The 17,233-nt window shown below is 73.6% G+C and carries 12 protein-coding genes; 4 read left to right on the plus strand and 8 right to left on the minus strand.

The features are described 5' to 3' along the window. Nucleotides 1–17: 17 nt before the first annotated feature. On the minus strand, nucleotides 18–650 hold the full coding sequence (locus AB0H86_RS04980) for an extensin (RefSeq protein ID WP_362433034.1): 633 nt from the start codon (nucleotides 648–650) through the stop codon (nucleotides 18–20). A 691-nt stretch (nucleotides 651–1,341) separates the two neighbouring features. On the opposite strand from AB0H86_RS04980, the gene AB0H86_RS04985 reads away from it, so the two are divergent. Beyond that, nucleotides 1,342–1,530: a hypothetical protein gene (locus tag AB0H86_RS04985; protein WP_362433036.1), complete on the plus strand. Its 189-nt coding sequence runs from the start codon at nucleotides 1,342–1,344 to the stop codon at nucleotides 1,528–1,530. Nucleotides 1,531–3,959: 2,429 nt separating this feature from the next. On the opposite strand, the gene AB0H86_RS04990 is transcribed toward AB0H86_RS04985, so the two are convergent. The 4 genes from AB0H86_RS04990 to AB0H86_RS05005 are packed head-to-tail and all read right to left on the minus strand — an operon-like array spanning nucleotide 3,960 to nucleotide 6,687. Further along, nucleotides 3,960–4,118 carry a DUF6760 family protein gene (locus AB0H86_RS04990; RefSeq protein WP_356773893.1) on the minus strand — a complete coding sequence of 53 codons (159 nt, stop codon included), beginning with the start codon at nucleotides 4,116–4,118 and terminating at the stop codon, nucleotides 3,960–3,962. Further along, nucleotides 4,115–4,603, minus strand: coding sequence for a hypothetical protein (locus AB0H86_RS04995; protein WP_362433039.1), 489 nt, complete (start codon nucleotides 4,601–4,603; stop codon nucleotides 4,115–4,117). The genes AB0H86_RS04990 and AB0H86_RS04995 overlap by 4 nt, the downstream gene beginning before the upstream one ends. After that, entirely contained in the window at nucleotides 4,603–5,046 is a 444-nt protein-coding gene (locus tag AB0H86_RS05000; protein WP_073499531.1) for a phage tail protein, read from the minus strand. The genes AB0H86_RS04995 and AB0H86_RS05000 overlap by 1 nt, the downstream gene beginning before the upstream one ends. Before the next feature lie 51 nt (nucleotides 5,047–5,097). Further along, the gene (locus AB0H86_RS05005) at nucleotides 5,098–6,687 is read right to left on the minus strand and encodes a phage tail sheath subtilisin-like domain-containing protein (protein WP_362433041.1); all 1,590 of its coding nucleotides are present in this window, start codon (nucleotides 6,685–6,687) and stop codon (nucleotides 5,098–5,100) included. A 244-nt stretch (nucleotides 6,688–6,931) separates the two neighbouring features. Here AB0H86_RS05005 and AB0H86_RS05010 point away from each other — a divergent pair, with 244 nt between their 5' ends. Together AB0H86_RS05010 and AB0H86_RS05015 are read left to right on the plus strand one after the other, a co-directional pair. Next, on the plus strand, nucleotides 6,932–8,293 hold the full coding sequence (locus AB0H86_RS05010) for a DUF4157 domain-containing protein (protein ID WP_362433044.1): 1,362 nt from the start codon (nucleotides 6,932–6,934) through the stop codon (nucleotides 8,291–8,293). 96 nt (nucleotides 8,294–8,389) lie between these two features. After that, nucleotides 8,390–9,823 (plus strand): hydrolase, encoded by a 1,434-nt coding sequence (locus AB0H86_RS05015; protein ID WP_362433046.1) that lies wholly within the window; start codon nucleotides 8,390–8,392, stop codon nucleotides 9,821–9,823. A gap of 105 nt (nucleotides 9,824–9,928) precedes the next feature. Here AB0H86_RS05015 and AB0H86_RS05020 read toward each other — a convergent pair whose 3' ends face one another. From AB0H86_RS05020 to AB0H86_RS05030, 3 genes are all read right to left on the minus strand, one after another. Further along, entirely contained in the window at nucleotides 9,929–11,932 is a 2,004-nt protein-coding gene (locus AB0H86_RS05020) for an ATP-binding protein (RefSeq protein ID WP_362433049.1), read from the minus strand. Next, complete coding sequence (locus tag AB0H86_RS05025; protein WP_362433051.1) at nucleotides 11,929–12,606, minus strand: DUF4255 domain-containing protein; 678 nt, start codon at nucleotides 12,604–12,606, stop codon at nucleotides 11,929–11,931. Before AB0H86_RS05025 ends, AB0H86_RS05020 begins: the two co-directional genes overlap by 4 nt. A gap of 192 nt (nucleotides 12,607–12,798) precedes the next feature. Beyond that, nucleotides 12,799–13,440: a response regulator transcription factor gene (locus AB0H86_RS05030; RefSeq protein ID WP_362433053.1), complete on the minus strand. Its 642-nt coding sequence runs from the start codon at nucleotides 13,438–13,440 to the stop codon at nucleotides 12,799–12,801. 422 nt (nucleotides 13,441–13,862) lie between these two features. Here AB0H86_RS05030 and AB0H86_RS05035 point away from each other — a divergent pair, with 422 nt between their 5' ends. Then, the gene (locus tag AB0H86_RS05035; protein ID WP_362433055.1) at nucleotides 13,863–17,084 is read left to right on the plus strand and encodes an AAA family ATPase; all 3,222 of its coding nucleotides are present in this window, start codon (nucleotides 13,863–13,865) and stop codon (nucleotides 17,082–17,084) included. Nucleotides 17,085–17,233 lie beyond the last annotated feature (149 nt).

A 17,233-nucleotide genomic window follows, 5' to 3' on the forward strand; every position in this document is an offset into this window, starting at 1 on the left:
GCCGCGGGTGGTGCGGGTCAGTTGCGGGGGTCGCGGAGTCTGCCGATGCGTTCCCGGTCGAGGCGTAGTTCGGTGCGCAGGAGCCGGGTGATGCGGCCGGTCAGGCGGTGCGTGAGTTCGTCGAGCTGGAAGTCGGTCAGGGCACGGGGGTCGAATGCGTCCTTGGGGACCGCCGAGTACGAGGGCGGCGCGGGTCCCGGGCTGTAGGCCGGCGGGGGCGCGCCTTCGGAGTACGGGGGCGGGCTTCCGGGGGGTTGGTTTCCGGGCGGTGCGTACGGGGGTGGCGGGGTGGCGGGCGGGGCTGCCGTGGGGGCCGGCGTCGCCGGGGTGCGCTGGATGGCGGGGGGCTGCGTGGAAGGGATGGCGGGCGGGGGGCTCACCAAGGGGGCAGCGGTCTGTGTCGGCGCGTGCTGGGGGTGGACGACGGGCCGGGCTTCGGCGCCGGGTGCGGTACGACGCAGGGGCACGGCGGCCGTGGGGGTCGGGCGGCGCTGGATGATGGGTGCGGTGCTTGCCGCCGGCGGGCGGGGCGGTGTCTGCGGTGTGGGCTTCATGGGCGTCGGGGTGGTGCTGGTCGAGGCGTTGGGGACGGTGGGGGCCGTCGGTGTGGTGAGGGGGAAGGGCGCGGGTGTGGGTGTGGGTGTGGGCACGGTGTTGCCTTCGGCTGCGGACGGCGGCTTGGCGTGCGGGGGGAGCGGGGTGGCCGCACGGGGAGTGGTGAGCGCGGCGGGGAGTGGCGGGACCGCGGCATCCGAACGTCGCGCTCCTGCCGGGCGGGTGGTCGCGGTGCGCTGTACGGCGGGTACGGCTCCCGTCGTGCCGAGCGGCTTCGCGTCGACGGGGCGGGAGGAGAGGGGGGCGCCGAGCGGAGGACGGGCGGGTGACGTGGGGGCGTGGCGGGCGGCCGGTGCGGTACGGGTTCGGGGCGGGGCGGTGGTGGGGTGCGGCAGGGGGGCGCCCAGGGCGGAGGTGCTGCGCTGGATCGGGGGTAGTGGCCGTGGATCCTGGGGACCCTGTGGACCCTGTGGACCCCGTGCACCCCGTGGGCTCCGTGTCGTGGCAGCGGGTTCGGTGTGTTGGGGCGCGGCCGCCGGGCGGGATGCCTCAGCGGACGGCGGGGCTTGAAGGGGCGTGCCCGTTGTGGCGGCGACGGGGGCGGGCGGCGTCCCTTGCGGCGCGGGTGCGATGGCCTGCTGGGCAGGCGGAGTCGCCTGCTGGGCGGGCGGAGGCGATGGTGTGGCTCGCTGTACGTGCGGTGTGGTCCGCGGAGTGGATGAAGTCCCGTTCGGGGCAGGCGTGGTGGCCTGTCGAGCGGTCGATGCCCCGTGTGGAGAGGGTCCGGTGGCCTGCCCGGCGGCCGGCGTCGGCTGCGTGATCGACGACGTGGCTCGCTGTACGGATGACGTGGCCGACGACGTGGCTCGCTGGACGTGGGACGCGGGCGGTGCGACCGGAGACGTGCCGTGCGTGGCGGACGACGTTCCCTGCGGGGTGGGCGCGCCGGACGGCTGGGCTGCGGGCGTGGACTGAGAGTGCGACCAAGTCCCTTGCGAGGCCTGCACGGTGGACCACTGGGAGGAGGGTGTGGCCTGTGCGGCCGGAGGTGTGTCGTGTGGGGTGGCTGAGGTGCCCTGCGGGGTGGAGGGGGCGCCTTGGGGAGCGGCTGTGGACTGTCGCGCGGTGGGTGAAGTCCCGTGTGGGGCAGGCGCGGTGGATCTCTGCACGGGGGGGAGTGTCCGCGCAGCCGTCGGCAGAGCCCGCTGCACGGATGGCGAGGGCTGGGGCGCGGCGGGGGTGGTCTGTGTGGCCGCCCGAGGCGTGCCGTGCGAGGTGGGGGCGGTCCCGCGTGGGGTGGCCGTGGTCCCCCGCGGGGACGAGGTTGTGCCTTGCGGCGCGGGTGGAGTTCCGTGTGGGGCGGTCGCGGTGGATCGCTGGGCGTGGGGCGCGGTCGGGGTGGCCGCTGACGTGCCGTGTGAGGCGGGTGCGGCTGCTTGCGGCGCGGGTGGAGTTCCGTGTGGGGTGGGCGCGGTGGATCGCTGTGCGGAGGGCGCGATCGGTGACACCGCTGACGTGCCGTGCGAGGCGGGTGCGGGTCCCGGCGGGGCGGTCGGCGTGCCTTGGGGGGCGGGCGCGGCTGCTTGTGGTTGTGGCGCGGGCGAAGTCTGGTGTGGGGCAGGTGCGGCGGATCGCTGTGCGGAGGGTGAGCCCTGCGTGGCGGCTGCGGGTCCCGGCGGGGCGGTCGGCGTGCCTTGGGAGGCGGACGCGGTTGCTTGCGGCGCGGGCGAAGTCCCGTTCGGGGCGGGCGCGGTGGAGGGGGGTGTCTGCGGGTTCGGTGGCGTGGCGCGTTGGGCGGAGGGGGTGGTCGTAGGTGTGCTGTGCGAGGCGGGTGCAGTCCCCTGCGCGGAGGTCGGCGTGCCTTGGGAGGCGGGCGCCGTCTCTTGCGCGGTAGGTGAAGTCCCTTGTGGCGTGGGCCTGGTGGAGGGGGCGGGCTGCGGAGTCGATGGTGTGGTCCGCTGGACGGAGGGCCGGGCCTGCGCGGCGGCGGGCGAGGCCGGAGGTGTGCCCTGCGTGCTGTGCGGCGTGACCGGCCGGGCGGACCCGGTGACCGCCCTCTCGGTGGACGGCGAGGTCTGCGGGGCCGATGGCTGGACGGACGACGGGGGCGAGGGGCGTTGTTTCACGTGAAACAACGCCCCGACCACCCCGTCAGACCCGGGCGCAGCCCCCCGTGGGGTCGGCGCGCCCAAGCCTGCGCGACGCGGCGTCGTACTGGACGCGCTCCGCTGGACGTCAGGGACCGAACCGGCCGCCGAGGAAGCCGACTTGGGCGCCGTGGACGTAGCCGTGGAGGCGGCCACAGAGTTCACTGACCGCTGCAGGCCGGTCGACGTGACGGACGCGACGGGGGCGACGGACGCAGATGTCTCCCCCGGCCGGACCGCGTACGTCGACCCTGTGTCGGAGTGCGGAACGTTCGGGTGGGAAACCGGTGCCGTACGGGCGGAGCCGGCTGTGTCCGACGCGTCGGACGAACCACCCGTCGGGCCGGGCCGCACGGGCTGTGTCCGTTGGACGGCCGGTGCCACGGTGTCGTACTCCCGGGCCGAACCGTCCGGCGTGGGCAGACCACCGGCATCCGGCAGTGGGCCGCTGCCCGGGGCGGGCTCCTTGCCGGTGGCCGCCCCGCCGCCACCGGTGTCCCCGCCACCGCCCGTTTCCGAGCCCCCGCCGTCGCCCCCGGCGGGCGCTGCCGTGCCCGGGATCCGGGCGGGCAGCGTGCGCCGCTGTACCGGAGGCGTGGTCGACCTGGTCAGCGGGGCCGCTGCCGTGGTCGGACGGGGCGGTGTCGGGAGCACGCGGATGCCCCGCCCCTGGACGGGAGGAACGGGGTTGGCCGGTGACGGCGGTGCGGCCACCGGCTGAACGGCGACGGGCTGCTCGACAGCACCCGCAGAGCCCGTAGATCCCGCGGATCCCACAGCACCCGTAGAACCCGCAGAGCCCACAGCACCCCCCGAATCCCCCGGACCCCCCGAACCCTCCGGACCCGCCGAACCCCCCGCACCCCCACGCTCCGCAGACCGCGCCGGTGTGGACAGTCGGTTGCCCGTCATGCCGGCCGGTGCCGTGTTCAGGACGACATGTGGGCGCGTGTCGCCGAAGGAGGGGTTGCGCCAGGTGGCCAGGCGGTTGCCGAAGTCGGCGTCGGCGACACCTGACGTGCCCCGGGCCGAGCGTTGGATGGGCGGCAGAGTGGGCCAGGCGGCCGGGCGCGGTCGGACCACATCGGCAGCCGTGGAACCAGTCGGCGGCACCCCACCCTCAGCCCCACCCTCAGCCTCACCCCGAGACCCGGGACCAGCCGCCGGACCGGCACTCGAACCACCGGTCCCGGCCCCTTCCGTGCCAGAGGCCGGACGGGAACCCCGGCCCCGGAATCGGTTCAGAAGCCCCATGGCTCAGCCCTCCGCCCCGCCCCGCGTCACGAGAGACGCGATGCGGTCGGCGTAGCGGCGCCGGTCGTGGTGTTCCAGGTCCAGGATCTCGTCCTGGCTCCAGTGGAAGTGGAAGGCGACGTACGCGATCTCCTCGTGCAGCCGGTCGGTCGCGTACGTCACGATTCCCCCAGGCGGCTCCCGCCGAGTTCCACCTCGAAGGGCTCCGCGCAGTGCGGGCACTGCACCGAGGCGCGGGTGTGGCCCTCGGCGTTGATCTGGCGGTAGAAGTCCTGGAGGAACGCCAGGTCGGAGGCGAACATGTTCTCCACGATCCCGTCGTGCACCATCGCCAGCGTGCCCAGGCGGGTGATGACCCGGCCCAGCAGCACCACCGACAGGTACGCGGGGTTCTCCTGGACGCGGATGTCCCGCAACGGCACGAGTTCGTCCCTCGCCGTCGCCAGCCGCATCACGCCGTCCCGGTGGACCGTGCCCGCATCGTCGACGTAGCCGCGCGGCAGTTCGAAGGGGAACTCCGTCTGCAGGCGGTACGCCGGCGCCGTCGGCACGGGAGCGGGAGCGGACGCGGGCGCCGGGACGGGCGCGGCGGCGGGCGCGGGAGCGACCTGCTCCCCGCCCGCCGCCCGGACAGCAGTACGCCGCATTACTCGATGACCAGTTCTTCGAATGTGATCGTCACGGTCTCGGTCAGCGCCGCGGCCTCGCCGGCCTTCACCGTGCTGGTGTCGATCTTGCTGCACCAGGCGTTGCGCATGTTGTAACGCTTGACCGGGTTGTTCTGGTAGTCCATCACCATGATCGTGGCGTTCTTGCGGGCGCTGCCCATCACACCGTTGATCGACTCGGTGATCCACGTGTTGAACGCCGCGGACTGCGTCATACCGCGTACGACCGTGCAGGTACCGGCCTTCTTCACGCCGGGCAGCTTCTTGGTGACCGGCTTGCCCTGCGCGGAGACCTGCTGGTACTCGATGACGTCCTGTTCCAGGCTGAGACCGCTGACCTCGGCGAGGTACTCGACCATCACGCCGTCGATCTGGAGCCCGAAGTTGTGCGATGTAAGGGCGTCACCCGGCTGGAGACTCATCTGTTCGTCCTTCTAGGGGAGTTGACTCGGTGTACGGAAGTGAAGGCGCGTCTACTCCTCCAGCTCTCCGTTGCCGCTGGAGAACTGGGCCAGCCGGAAGATCACGAACTCGGCGGGCTTGACCGGCGCGATACCGATCTCGCACACCACCCGGCCGACGTCGACCGACTCGTGCGGGTTGGTCTCCTCGTCGCACTTGACGTAGTAGGCGTCCTCGGGCTTGGCGCCGAACAGGGCGCCGGCGCGCCACTCGTTGACCAGGAACGCCGAGACGTTGCGCCGGATCCGGGCCCACAGGGCGTGGTCGTTCGGCTCGAACACCACCCACTGGGTGCCGATCAGGATCGACTCCTCCAGGTAGTTGAAGTACCGGCGGACGTTCAGGTAGCGCCAGGCCGGGTCGGAGGACAGGGTGCGGGCACCCCAGATCCGGATGCCGCGGCCGGGGAAGGCACGGATGCAGTTGACGCCGATCGGGTTGAGCAGGTCCTGCTCGCCCCGGGTGATCTGGATCTCCAGGTCCACCGCGCCGCGTACGACCTCGTTCGCCGGGGCCTTGTGCACGCCGCGCTCGGAGTCGTTGCGGGCCCAGACGCCGGCCACGTGGCCGCTCGGCGGGACCAGCCGGGCCTGCCCGGTGGCCGGGTCGAAGGACTTGATCCAGGGGTAGTACAGGGCCGCGTACTTGGAGTCGTAGCCGGCCGTCTCCTGGCGCCAGACCCGGATCTGACGGGCGTTCAGGCTCGGCGGCGGGTCGATGATGGCGACCCGGTCGCCCATCAGCTCGCAGTGCGCGATCAGGCCGAGCTGGACGGCCTTGACGGCCTCCAGGTCGATCGCGCCGCGCTGGTAGGCGGCCATCAGGTCGGGCACCGCGACCATGGAGATCTCGTCGACCGCCTCCAGGCCGCCGAAGCCGGTGCGGTCGGCGCTGTCGCCGAGGTACTGCGCCGGGCCCACCGACTGCGCGGGCGGCTCCTCGACACCGGCCGGAACGGCGGGCGGCGCGGCCAGTGCCACGGTCTGGTTGTCCGGGCGGGCCAGCTGCGCGGAGGGCGCGGCCTCGGTCACGGTGATGAGCTTGGAGCGCTCCTTGACCTGCGTGACGACGTAGTTGCGGTTGCCCTTCTTGGCCGTCACGTCGAACGTCTCGACCGGCTTGTCGCCGTCCTTGACGATCAGCTTGAACCGCTCGGCCGGACCCTCGCCCTCCGGGTCGGCGACCTCCACGCTCAGCGGGTTGCCGTTCTGGCCGGTCGCGTTGGCGGTCACGGCGAACGTGCCGAGCTGCCTGGGCTCACCGGAGGGCAGCGCGGCCGGGGCGGCCGAGGCGGACACCGCGGCGGGGGAGGCCGAGTCGCCGGAGGCGCCCGCGGAGGAACCGCCCACCCGGACGACGTACGCCGCGGAGCCGCCGTTGTTGAAGAAGCCGTAGACGGAGTGGGCGAGGTAGTACCCGTCGGTGAAGTCACCGAAGGCCGCCACGTACTGCGTCCAGTTGGTCACCAGGGTCGGCTCGTTCAGCGGGCCGGTCGGGGCGAGCCCGACGAAGGCCGCCACCGAGGTGCCCACCCCCTCGATCGGGCGGGAGCCGCTGGCCACCTCCTCGACGTATACGCCGGGCGACAGGTAGGACGGCATAGCTGTGCTCTCCTCGGGGTACGAGTCAGGTCGCCTCTCACCGTCACGCGCGAAGCGCGTCCGTCGAAACGTCCTCGGGTGCCGGATCGGGGGCAACTCTCCTGCCCTCAAGGGCACTTCCCCTCGGCCGTCGGTCCGTAGGGGTGGTGTCGCTGCCCGCGATGTTGCCCCGGAGGACGTTTCGACGGGCCGGGCCGGTCCGGTAGAGCTGGATGGCCAGTCGTCCGGTGTCGAAGGGAGCGTCGTGCGCGCACACGGAACACGGTCCCAGCAGACCGGTGAGAAGGATCAGGCCCGCCGGGTGAGCGGCGCGCCGAGCGGGCCCGCCCAGCGGTTGCTGACCCTGCAGCGCATGGCGGGGAACGCGGCCGTGGCCCGCGCCATCGAGGAGGAGCGGCACGAGCACGCTCCCGGGTGCGGACACGCGCAGTCGGCCGTCGAGCAGTCCACGGTCCCGCAGTCGGCCGTCGGGGGGCCCGCCGTGCAGCGGCGCTCGTCGGTGGACGAGGCCGTCGCGTCCCCCTGGCGGCCCCTGGACGCGCGCATCCGGGAGACGGCGGAGCAGGCCTACGGCATGGACCTGGGCCATGTACGGGTGCACACCGGCCCGGTCGCGCAGCGCTCGGCGGTGGAGCTCGGCGCCCTCGCCTACACCACCGGCGCGCACATCGTCTCCGCGTCCCCGCAGCTGGACGACGAGACGATCTACCACGAGATCGACCACGTCCGGCAGCAGAGCCTGGGGCCCGTGGCCGGCACCGACAACGGCGCGGGCGCGAAGGTCTCCTCCCGCAACGACCCCTTCGAGGTCCAGTCAGCCGCCAACGGCAGGCGGCTGGCCCAGGGGGCGGCGCCCGAGCTGGGGGTTCCCGGGTCCGTCCAGCGGGCGACCGGGCCGGGGCCCGCGCCCGTGCAGCGGGTGTACTCGTCCGTCACCGCCGGCACGTCGACCCGGCGTGCCCGCGTACGAGTCGAGTCCCTGCCGCTCTTCGTCTCGGCTCCGGAATACACCCGCGGGAGCCCACGGGGCGCGGGCGGTGCGATGTCGAAGGCGATCCTCGGGCCGAGGAGCCTCTTCGGCATGGGCACCGACGCCGACAGCCGGCTGCCCGCCGCGATCGACGATGCCAGGAGCCATTACCGCATCCCCTTCATCGCGGGCCATCTGCTCAACGCGGACTTCGGCGGCGACGGCACGGCGGCGGCGAACCTCACGATTCTCACGCCCCGGGCCAACTCGGCCCACAAACGCTTCGACAACCCCATCAAGACCGCCGTCGGCTACCTCAAGAACGTCTACGAGCACCTGTCCCGCCTCTATGTGCCCATCGACCGGCTCAGCTACGGGATCGCGGTGAAGATCGGCGTCAGCGGGCCGTCGTACGTCTGGGACAGCAGGTACCCGGGCAACTGCATTTCGCAGTACCTGAGTTGTGAGGCCCGCGTGATGAAGGAGGCTCAGGTGTACGAGTACTACCACAGCCGTGACCCCGGTAACCGGGACACGGAGAGGACGTGGAACACGGTGCTCACCCTGATGGCCAGCGTCACGGCTCTGGTGGAACAGGCGAACGACAACGACCTCGTCGACAACGAAGCGCGCTAGGAAGGAACTTCCGGGCAGCGCGTACGGAACTTTCCGCACCCACGTCTGCCCCTCGGTCCGCTGCCCCGCACCCGGCACCGGCCGTAGCGTCCTTACGTGAGCCTGTGGACCTCCCTCGAACCCGCCTCCGCCACCGTCGACCCCGGCAGCAGTACGCGCATACGCCTGCGGCTGCGCAACACCGGTGATGTCGTCGACGAGTACCGCTTCGAGCCGGTGGGGGCGGTGGCGCCCTGGACGACGGTGGAGCCGCCGACGCTGCGGCTCTATCCGGGGACTACGGGCACGGTGGAGCTGACGTTCGCGCCGCCGCGTACCCCGGACGCGACGGCGGGGCCGAATCCGTTCGCGGTGCGGATCACGCCGACCGAGCATCCGGACGCGGTGACCGTGCCGGAGGGCACCCTCACGATCACGCCGTTCAGCGAGGTGCGGGCCGAGCTGGTGCCGCACACCGTGAAGGGACGGTTCCGGGGGCGGCCGCGGCTCGCCATCGACAACCTGGGCAACACCAAGGTCACCGCCTCCCTCAGCGGCAGCGACACCGGGGACCGGCTGTCGTACGAGATCCAGCCGGCCAACGTGCAGATCGAGCCCGGCCGGGCCACGTTCGTGAACACCACGCTGCGGCCCCGGCAGATCATCTGGTTCGGGTCGAAGGAGGAGCAGCCGTACCGGCTGGCGGTCCGCCGGTCGGGCGTCCAGCCGACGGAGGTGGACGGCACCTATGTGCAGCGCGGGTTCCTGCCGCGCTGGCTGGCGACCGCGCTGAGCATCATGCTGGCCCTGGCGATCGCGTTCGTCATGATCTGGATCTCGTACCAGCCACGGGTGGCCAGCCTGGCGGACGCGCAGTCCCAGGAGGTCGGCAGCACCCTCGCGCCGCCGAGCCCCTCCGCGACACCGACCCCGCCGCCGCAGCCCAGCGTGACGCCCACGACCCCGGTGGTGGAGGAAACGCAGGACGCGGCGGCCGGTGAGGGGGGCGGCGGAGGCGGCGGCGGAGGCGGAGGCACGGCCACCGTGACCGCGCAGCCCCCGCAGGACACCGCCGCCACCGCCGTGAACCGCCTGGCCAAGGACGACCCGACCGGACGGCACATCTGCTACCGCGCCTTCGTGACCGGCGACGGCTGGCAGAAGCCGGTGTGCGACGGCACGTTCGCCGGTACGACGGGCCAGAACAAGCCGATCAAGGCCCTCAACATCGCGGTGTACGGCGCCGGCGGCTCGGCGGCCAACGCCTTCCTCCACAACCCCGAGTCGACCGACGGCAAGGGGCGCTGGTCGCCTTCGTGGACGGCCATCGTCGCCGACGGCAAGAACAACTACATCGGCAGCAGCAAGAAGGACGCGCCGGACATGCTGGGCTTCGCCATCAACATCGGCAGCGGCAAGGTCTGCCAGACCGCCCGTGTCCACGGCTTCGACTGGGGCGCCCAGGGGTGCGCCGATCCGCGCCCCCGCTACATCTTCGGCGGAGCCCTGGAGAACGACCGCTGGCTCGAAGCCGTCAAGTTCACGGTCTGAGGGTGCTTGGTCTGAGGGTGCTCGGTCTGACGGTGCTCGGCCCGGCGGTGTGCTGAGCACCGCCGGGGGCCTGGTCGACCCGCACCCCTGAGTCCGGTACCGCAGCTACCAGTTGGCCTCGCCGGGCACCAGCCGGCCCGCCTTGCGGTACTCGCGGCGGGCCCCCTCCAGCAGGTCGTCCGCGCCGACCGGCGAGTCCCGGCCGGCGGCGAGATAGGCGGCGGTGACGACCGCGCTGCGGATCGAGCCGCCGGCCAGTTCGAAGTCCTTGGCCAGCGGGGCCGGGTCGATGCCGGCGGTACACGGGACGTGCGAGAGTCCGTGCCGCCACAGGGCCAGGCGCTGTTCGGGGTCCGGGAACGGGAAGTCGACCACCAGGTCCAGACGGCGGGTGAACGCCTCGTCGATGTTGGCGCGCAGGTTGGTGGTGAGCAGCGCGATGCCGTCGAAGGACTCCAGGCGCTGGAGCAGGTAGGCGCTCTCCATGTTGGCGTACTTGTCGTGCGCGTCCTTCACCTCCGACCGCTTGCCGAAGACGGCGTCGGCCTCGTCGAAGAGGAGCACGGCGTCGGTGCGGTCGGCCTCGGTGAAGATGCGTTCCAGGTTCTTCTCGGTCTCGCCTACGTACTTGTCGACGACGGAGGACAACTGCACCACGTAGAGGTCGAGCCCGAGTTCGGCGGCGACGACCTCGGCCGACAGGGTCTTGCCGGTGCCGGACTCGCCCGCGAACAACCCGAGCACGCCCCGGCCCCGGCCGCCGCCCGCGCTCAGCCGCCACTCGCCGAGGACACGGTCGCGGTGGCGGGCGCGCAGGGCGAGTTCACGCAGCTGGGTCAGGGGCCGGTCGGGCAGCACCAGGTCCTGCCAGCCGACCTCGGGCCGGATCCGGCGGGCGTGCCGCTCAAGACCGGACGCCGACTGCTGACGGGCGGCCAACCGTACGTGGGCCGCGGTGAGGGGGGTGCCCTCGAAGGCGGCGAGGGTAAGGGCGGACCGCGCGGCCCGGGCCACCTGGTTGCCGCCGAGGCGGTACGGGGCCACGGTGGCGGCCAGGTCGAATCCGGGGGCGTCCGGCCCGAGCGCCGCCGACCAGACGGCCGTACCGCCGGCACCGCGCCGGGGCGCCTCCAGCACCAGCGGGTCGCACACGCTCCACTGCGGGTCGTAGGGGTGCGGGTCGCTCAGCAGCACGGTGACGTCCGTCGCCGCCGACAACGCCCGCACCAGCGGACCCGGTTTGTCCGGCAGACCGGACAGTACGACGGCGCCGCCGCCGAGCCGTGCCTCGCGCAGCAGGTCGGGGACACGGTCCTCGGGACCCGAGAAGTGCAGGGCGTCGAGACCGGCGGCGCGCAGGGCGCAGCCGATCGCGGCGAGTCCGTCGCCCTCGCGGTGTTCGCGAAGGTAGGCGGTGAGCGGACCGACGCGCAGGCGGGCGGCCAGCCGGTGCACGAAGTCGTCGTCGACGGACAGGGGTTCGGCCATCGGGCTCAGGTGGGGGAGCAGTGCCGGGTCCGGGGTGTCGTCGCCGAGCAGATGGGCGATCAGCCGGTCGGGCACGCGCAAGGAGCGGGACAGGAAGGGGCGTTCAGGCTCCTCGACGTCCAGCAGGCCGAGCGCGCGCAGGGGCGCCGAGCGGTGGAAGCGGGCGCGGGCCGCCGCCAGGTGTACGGGCGTCGCGCACAGGTCTAGGGCGAGTCCGGTGGTGGCGCGGCGCCGGCTGACGTCGTCGTTGAGGTAGCCGTAGAGCGGTTCGAAGGCGCGGTCGATGTCCGGGGCCAGGGCCACCAGCAGGATGGCGGTGTCCAGCTCGGTCAGATCCGTCCGGGCGGCCAGCGCGGCCAGACGGTCACCGGGCCCGGGTACGACCGTCGCGTCCTCGGCGGAGTCGGCGGAGTCGGGGCCGGGGGCGAGGGCGGCCGGGACAGTGTGCAGCAGATGCCGTACTGCTTCCTCGGACAGGTACAGGCCGCGCAGCGGATCACCGGCGGTGGGGTCGTCGACGGTCCGCTGGTCCACCAGCGCGCCGACCCGCTCCCGCAGCACGGCGAGGCGTACGAGCAGTGAGTGGGCGGGGTCGGTGACCACCCCGTCCCCGGTGGTCATCGGGGGCCCGGTCGGCGGGCGGCGGCCTCGGCGCGGGCGGCTCGGGCCGCTGCCACCTGGTGGGGACGGTGGGCGCGTTCGGCGGACTCGGGCGGGTCTCCGTCCAGGCCGCGGACCCGTACCGCCGCGCCCTCGGTGACCGGCGGCCCGGCGTCGTACTCGGGGAACGACGGGAAGGGCGCGGTCACCACCAGGTCCAGGGAGGGCTTGAGTTCGCCACCCAGGGCGGACCAGATCTCGGCGAGGGAACGGGACTCGGTCTGGCTGCCGGCCACCGTCACCGGCACCGCGAGGCCCAACGCGCCTAGGGATCCGGGGAGTTCATCGGCGGCCAGCAGCTCGCGCGGCAGCATCGTGGCCAGCACCGCCGACAGCAGCCGGTGTTCGTCCTGCGGCGTCTTGGTCCAGGCGGTCACCAGATACGACAGCCGGAACCAGCGCGGCGGCTGGCGCCGCCGTACCACCACGTCCCGCTCGTCGCGCACGGCCATCTGGCCGCGCTGACGCCGGGCCACGTCCTCCCGGATGTCGTACAAGTAGGCGTTGACGACGGGCGCGTTGCGCCGGGCCGCCCAGTCCCGGGTCGGGGCCTCGAAGGAGACCTCGATGCCGGAACCCGTGAGCGCACCGCCGCCGAGCAGGCTCTTGAGGACCTCGTCCACCTCGTGGATCACTGTCTCGCTCCTGCCCTGCCGTGCTGTCGGACCCGCTCGATGTCGTCCGTCACTGATCGTGCGTCACCGATCGTGCGTCACTGATCGTCCGTCACCGATCGTCCCTCCTGCGGTGTCCGGGCCGCAGGCACCCTGGGGTCGGCGGCCGGGCAGCCGTACTGCCCGCCGGGGCGGCGGAGTCTGCCCGTCCGGTCAGAGGTAGCCTTCGCGCAGGGCATAGGCCACGGCGTGTGCCCGGTTACGCAGATGCAGTCGGGTGGTGAGCCCGTGCATGACGTTCTTGACGGTGCGTTCGGAGTAGGACAGCTTGCTGGCGATCTCTCCGGTGTCGAGGCCCTCGGCGACCAGTCGCAGGACGTCCACCTCGCGGGGTGCGAGGCCCAGGGACGGTGTGCCGGGTCTGCCCGCCGCGCCCCGGTGCAGTGTTCCCACCTGGCTGATGAGTCTGCCGAGCAGGTCGGAGGGCAGGTCGCCGTCCCCGCGGGCGGCGGCGAGGACCGCCTGGACCAGCCGGTGCGGGGTGGCCTCGCGGCGCCAGACGATCGCCCCGACTCCGCACTCGATGACATCCAGCAGTTCGTTCTCGCGGATCGTGCCCACGACGAGCACGGCACGGGCCCCCTCGCTGCGCACGGTCCGGCGCAGCCGGGTGAGCGCCACTTCGTCAAGGGTGTCCTCGATCAGCAGCGCCACGGTGTCGGGGCCGGTCTCCTCGCGGAGTTCGATCTCCGGGTGCCGGCGCAGCTGGCTGACGGCACCCTCGCGGGACAGCGGGTCGGAAGCCGCCACCGCCACGGGTATGCGGCGCCCGGGGCCGACGGCGCCGGTGTCCATGGCGCCGCCGTGTGTGGTCCGGGGTGAGCTGAGCAACCGGTTCCCCCAAGTTCGCGATCCCGCCGTCCGGTGCGGACCGGTGGCGGGTGGGCGTGCTCCACACTTCTGGGACTGCTGTGGCATGCGCAATCGTGGAGCACCACGAGGCGGACCACGAGACCAGCGGCGCGAACACCACGAGTGGCGCCGTGCGTGGGCATCGTCGCAGGTCAGCGTGGGTGTTTGGAAGGGTGGGCGGGCCGGTGGGCTCTCCGCGGACACCGCCGTGAGTCTCGCCACAGCAACTGGAGGGAGCGCGTCCGCCCGCCGGGCAGGGCACGGCGCCTGGGACGGGCCCGATCCGTGGCGCACGTCACAGCACCGGATCCGGTGCCTCCGCGTCCTGGTCACCAAGGACGACGCATCCACCAGGGGAGCCAGGGATGACCGTACCGCTGCACGAACGCGAGGACGCGCACGCGCTGTTGGCGGCCCAGGCCGAACGGGCCCGGGCCGGGAACGGCGGCCTCGTCCTGCTGCGCGGCGCCACGGGCACCGGCCGCACGGCCGTCCTGGAGGCCGCCTCGGAGGCCGCCGCGGCCCGCGGGATGCGCGTACTGCGGGGGCGCTGCTCCCCCGAGGACTCCACCGCGCCCTTCTCCGCGGTGCTCCAACTGCTGGGCTCCATACCGGAGTTCGCGGACCTGACGGCGGGCGACGACGAGCGTGTCAGCGCGGCCCGGCTGTGGCGGCTGCTGCGTTCGTACGCCGACGAGGCCCCGCTGCTGATGGCCGTCGACGACGTCCATCTCGCCGACGCCGCCTCGCGTCGCTGGCTCGTCGAGGTGGCCCGCCGTATCGACCGATTACCGGTACTGCTCGTGGCCACCGAGCGCAGCCAGTACGACATCGACCCGCCGTCGGCCGGCCTCGCCCACGCGTTGTCCCCCTCCCTCGTCCGCTCGCACACCCTCGCCCCGCTCACCCACACCGCGGCGGCCGAACTCGTCCGCGCCGCCTTGCCCTCGGCCTCGCCGCGGTGGACGGCGGACTGTGTACGCGCCGGTGCGGGCAGCCCGCTCCTGCTGCGGGCCCTGCTGGACGACCTGGTCGCCATGCCGCCTCAGACCCTCCCCCCGACCCTGCCGGACACCTGCGCCGCCCTCTACCCGGGCGCGTACCCGGCAGCCGTCCAGTGGTGGCTGGACAGCACCGGCCCGGCGACAACGGAGGTCGCCCGAGCCCTCGCCGCCCTCGAACAGACATGGCCTGTGGACGGGGGCGAGGAGACACCGGGCGCTTCGGCGGGCGGTGTGATGGGGCGTCCGATCGGCGTGATTGACGCGGTCGACGTGGCGGGCGTGGCCGCCTCGGTGGGGGTGCCGGGGGAAGGGGCGCCTGGTGCGGCCGGTCTCCTGGCGGACGGGGCGGCGTTCGGCGAGGCCGGTTTCCCGGCGCGTACGGTACGGGGATCCGCGCGCGGGGCACCAGGGTCCGCAGGCCCGACACCTGGTTCCCCGGCTCCCCAGGTGGGCCCGGCGCCGGAATCGCCACAACCCACGGTCGAACTCCCGGCCCCCGCGCCTGAGTCGGCGGATTATGCGGCCGAACCCCCGGCCCCCGCGCCTGAGCCGACGGGTCACGCGGCCGAACCCCAGGCCCCCGCACCCGAGTCGACGGGTCACGCGGCCGAATCCCCGGCCCCCGCACCCCAATCAGTCGATCCCGCCCCCGAACCGACAGGCCCCGCGCCCGACTTCGTCGATCTCCTCGCCGAGACCGTGGGCGCCGATCCCGCTCGGGTCGGGGGGTGGCTCACCGCGATGGTGTGGCTGGGGGTGCTGCGGACCGATGTCGGCGGGCGCCCGCGCTACGCGCATCCGTTGCTGCGGGACGCGGTGCTGGCCGGGTGGCCGGTCGGGCGGCGGCAGGAGGTGTATCTGGCGGCGGCGGAGGCGATGGTGCGGCGCGGTGACCGTGCCGAGGCGGTGGCCCGGACGTTACTGCGGACCCGCGCCGTCGGCATGCCCTGGGTGGCGCGCGTGCTGCGGGACGCGGCGCGGGTGGCCCTGCGCGAGTCCCGCCCCGAAGACGCCGTCGGCTATCTGCGCCGGGCCCTGGAGGAGCCGCTGGACGACGGCCTCAGGCAGCGGCTGCTGACCGAGCTGGGCTCCCTCGAGTACGCCGCCACCGATGCCCCCGGCATCCCCCGCTTCGCCGAGGCGCTCCAGCTGCCGGCCCGCCCCGACGACCGGGTCCGCACGGCGATAGCCCTCGGCACCGCGCTGGCCCGCCGGGGCGAGGTGCGAACGGCCGTGGACGTGCTGCGCACTCTTGAGGACCGGCTGACCGGCCACCCCGACCTGGCCCACACCGTGCAGACGGCGTCCGCGCTGCTGTCCGACCACGACCACACGGTCCGCCAGGAGGCCTACCGGGCGCTGATCGACGTCGCCGAACGTTCCCCGGAGGCGGCCGGCCCCTCCGGCCGGGCCCTGCTCGTGCGGTACGCGGCCACCGCCGGCGCCCTCTCGGCCCAGGACGCGATGGCCCGGCTGGGAACGCTGCTGGAGCGCCCCGCCGAAGCACTGGCCGAGCCCTTCCTGATGGGCACGGCAGCCGCCGTCGCCCAGTGGGCCGACGAACTCGACCACGCCGAACGGCTGGTGGAGCGCGGCCTGGCCGTGCGGCACACCCCGCTGCTGCACCCGATGGAGTGGGCCCTGCTGGACGTACGCGCCGACATCGCCGCCGCCCGCGGGCAGTACGGCCAGGTCCTCGCCGCGCACTCCGAGCGGACCCTGCCGGAGCACCGTACGGGCCCGACCAACGCCGACGCGCACGCCGTGGTCGCGCTCGTGGAAACCGGGCGCGCCGACGCGGCACGGCGGCTCGCGGACCGCTTCGATCCGGGCCGGGCGCCGGACTCCTGGGAGATGAACCGCTTCCTGTACGCGCGCGGCGTGCTGCGTCGCGCCGAGGGTGACGTCACGGGCGCCCTGCACGACTTCCTGGAGTGCGGCCGGCGCCAGGCGGCCCGGGCCGTGGTCAGTCCTGTCGTCACGCCCTGGCGGACAGCCGCCGCGGAGTGCCGGCTCGCGATGGGCCTGGCCCGGGAGGCGCTGGTGCTGGCGGAGGAGGAACTGCGGCTGGCCCGGGTGTGGAACACCCCGCGCACTATGGGGCGGGCCCTGCGGGTGCTGGGACTCGCGACCGGTGGGCGACGCGGTCTGGAGCTGGCCGAGGAGGCCGTCGTCCTGCTGCGTCCCGCACCCGCCGAGCACGAACTGGTCTCCGCGCTGCTCGCGCAGGGACGGCTGTTGACCGCCGCCGGGGACCGGGCGCGGGGCCGTGACTGTCTGCGCGAGGCGGCCGAGCGTGCCGAACGACTCGGCGCGCCACGGCTGCGGGCCCGCGTCGAGGAGGCCCTGCGGGCGGGCGGTGCCCGTCGCTCCGCCGCCGCGTTCACCGGCTCCGGATCGCTCACCGGCAGCGAGCGCCGTATCGCGGAACTCGCCGCGGGCGGCCGTACGAACACCGAGATAGCGGATCTCCTGCACGTCGCCCGACGCACCGTGGAGACCCACCTGACCAGCACCTACCGCAAACTCGGCATCCGCCGCAGGGCGCAGTTGAGGGCCGTGCTGGAGACGGCGGAGGGATAGCGGCGCGGGACTCCGCCCGACCCGCCACGTGCCGCGCCCCGGTTCGCACGGGCTTCAACTTCCGTACGTCCGGCTGCTTCCCGGCGTCCGCCTGGATCCGCCGCAGTGCGCTGATGGGTGTCCAAACACCAAACCCGCACGTGAACGCC

The organism is Streptomyces sp. NPDC050997 (assembly GCF_040660135.1).
Taxonomy (GTDB): domain Bacteria; phylum Actinomycetota; class Actinomycetes; order Streptomycetales; family Streptomycetaceae; genus Streptomyces.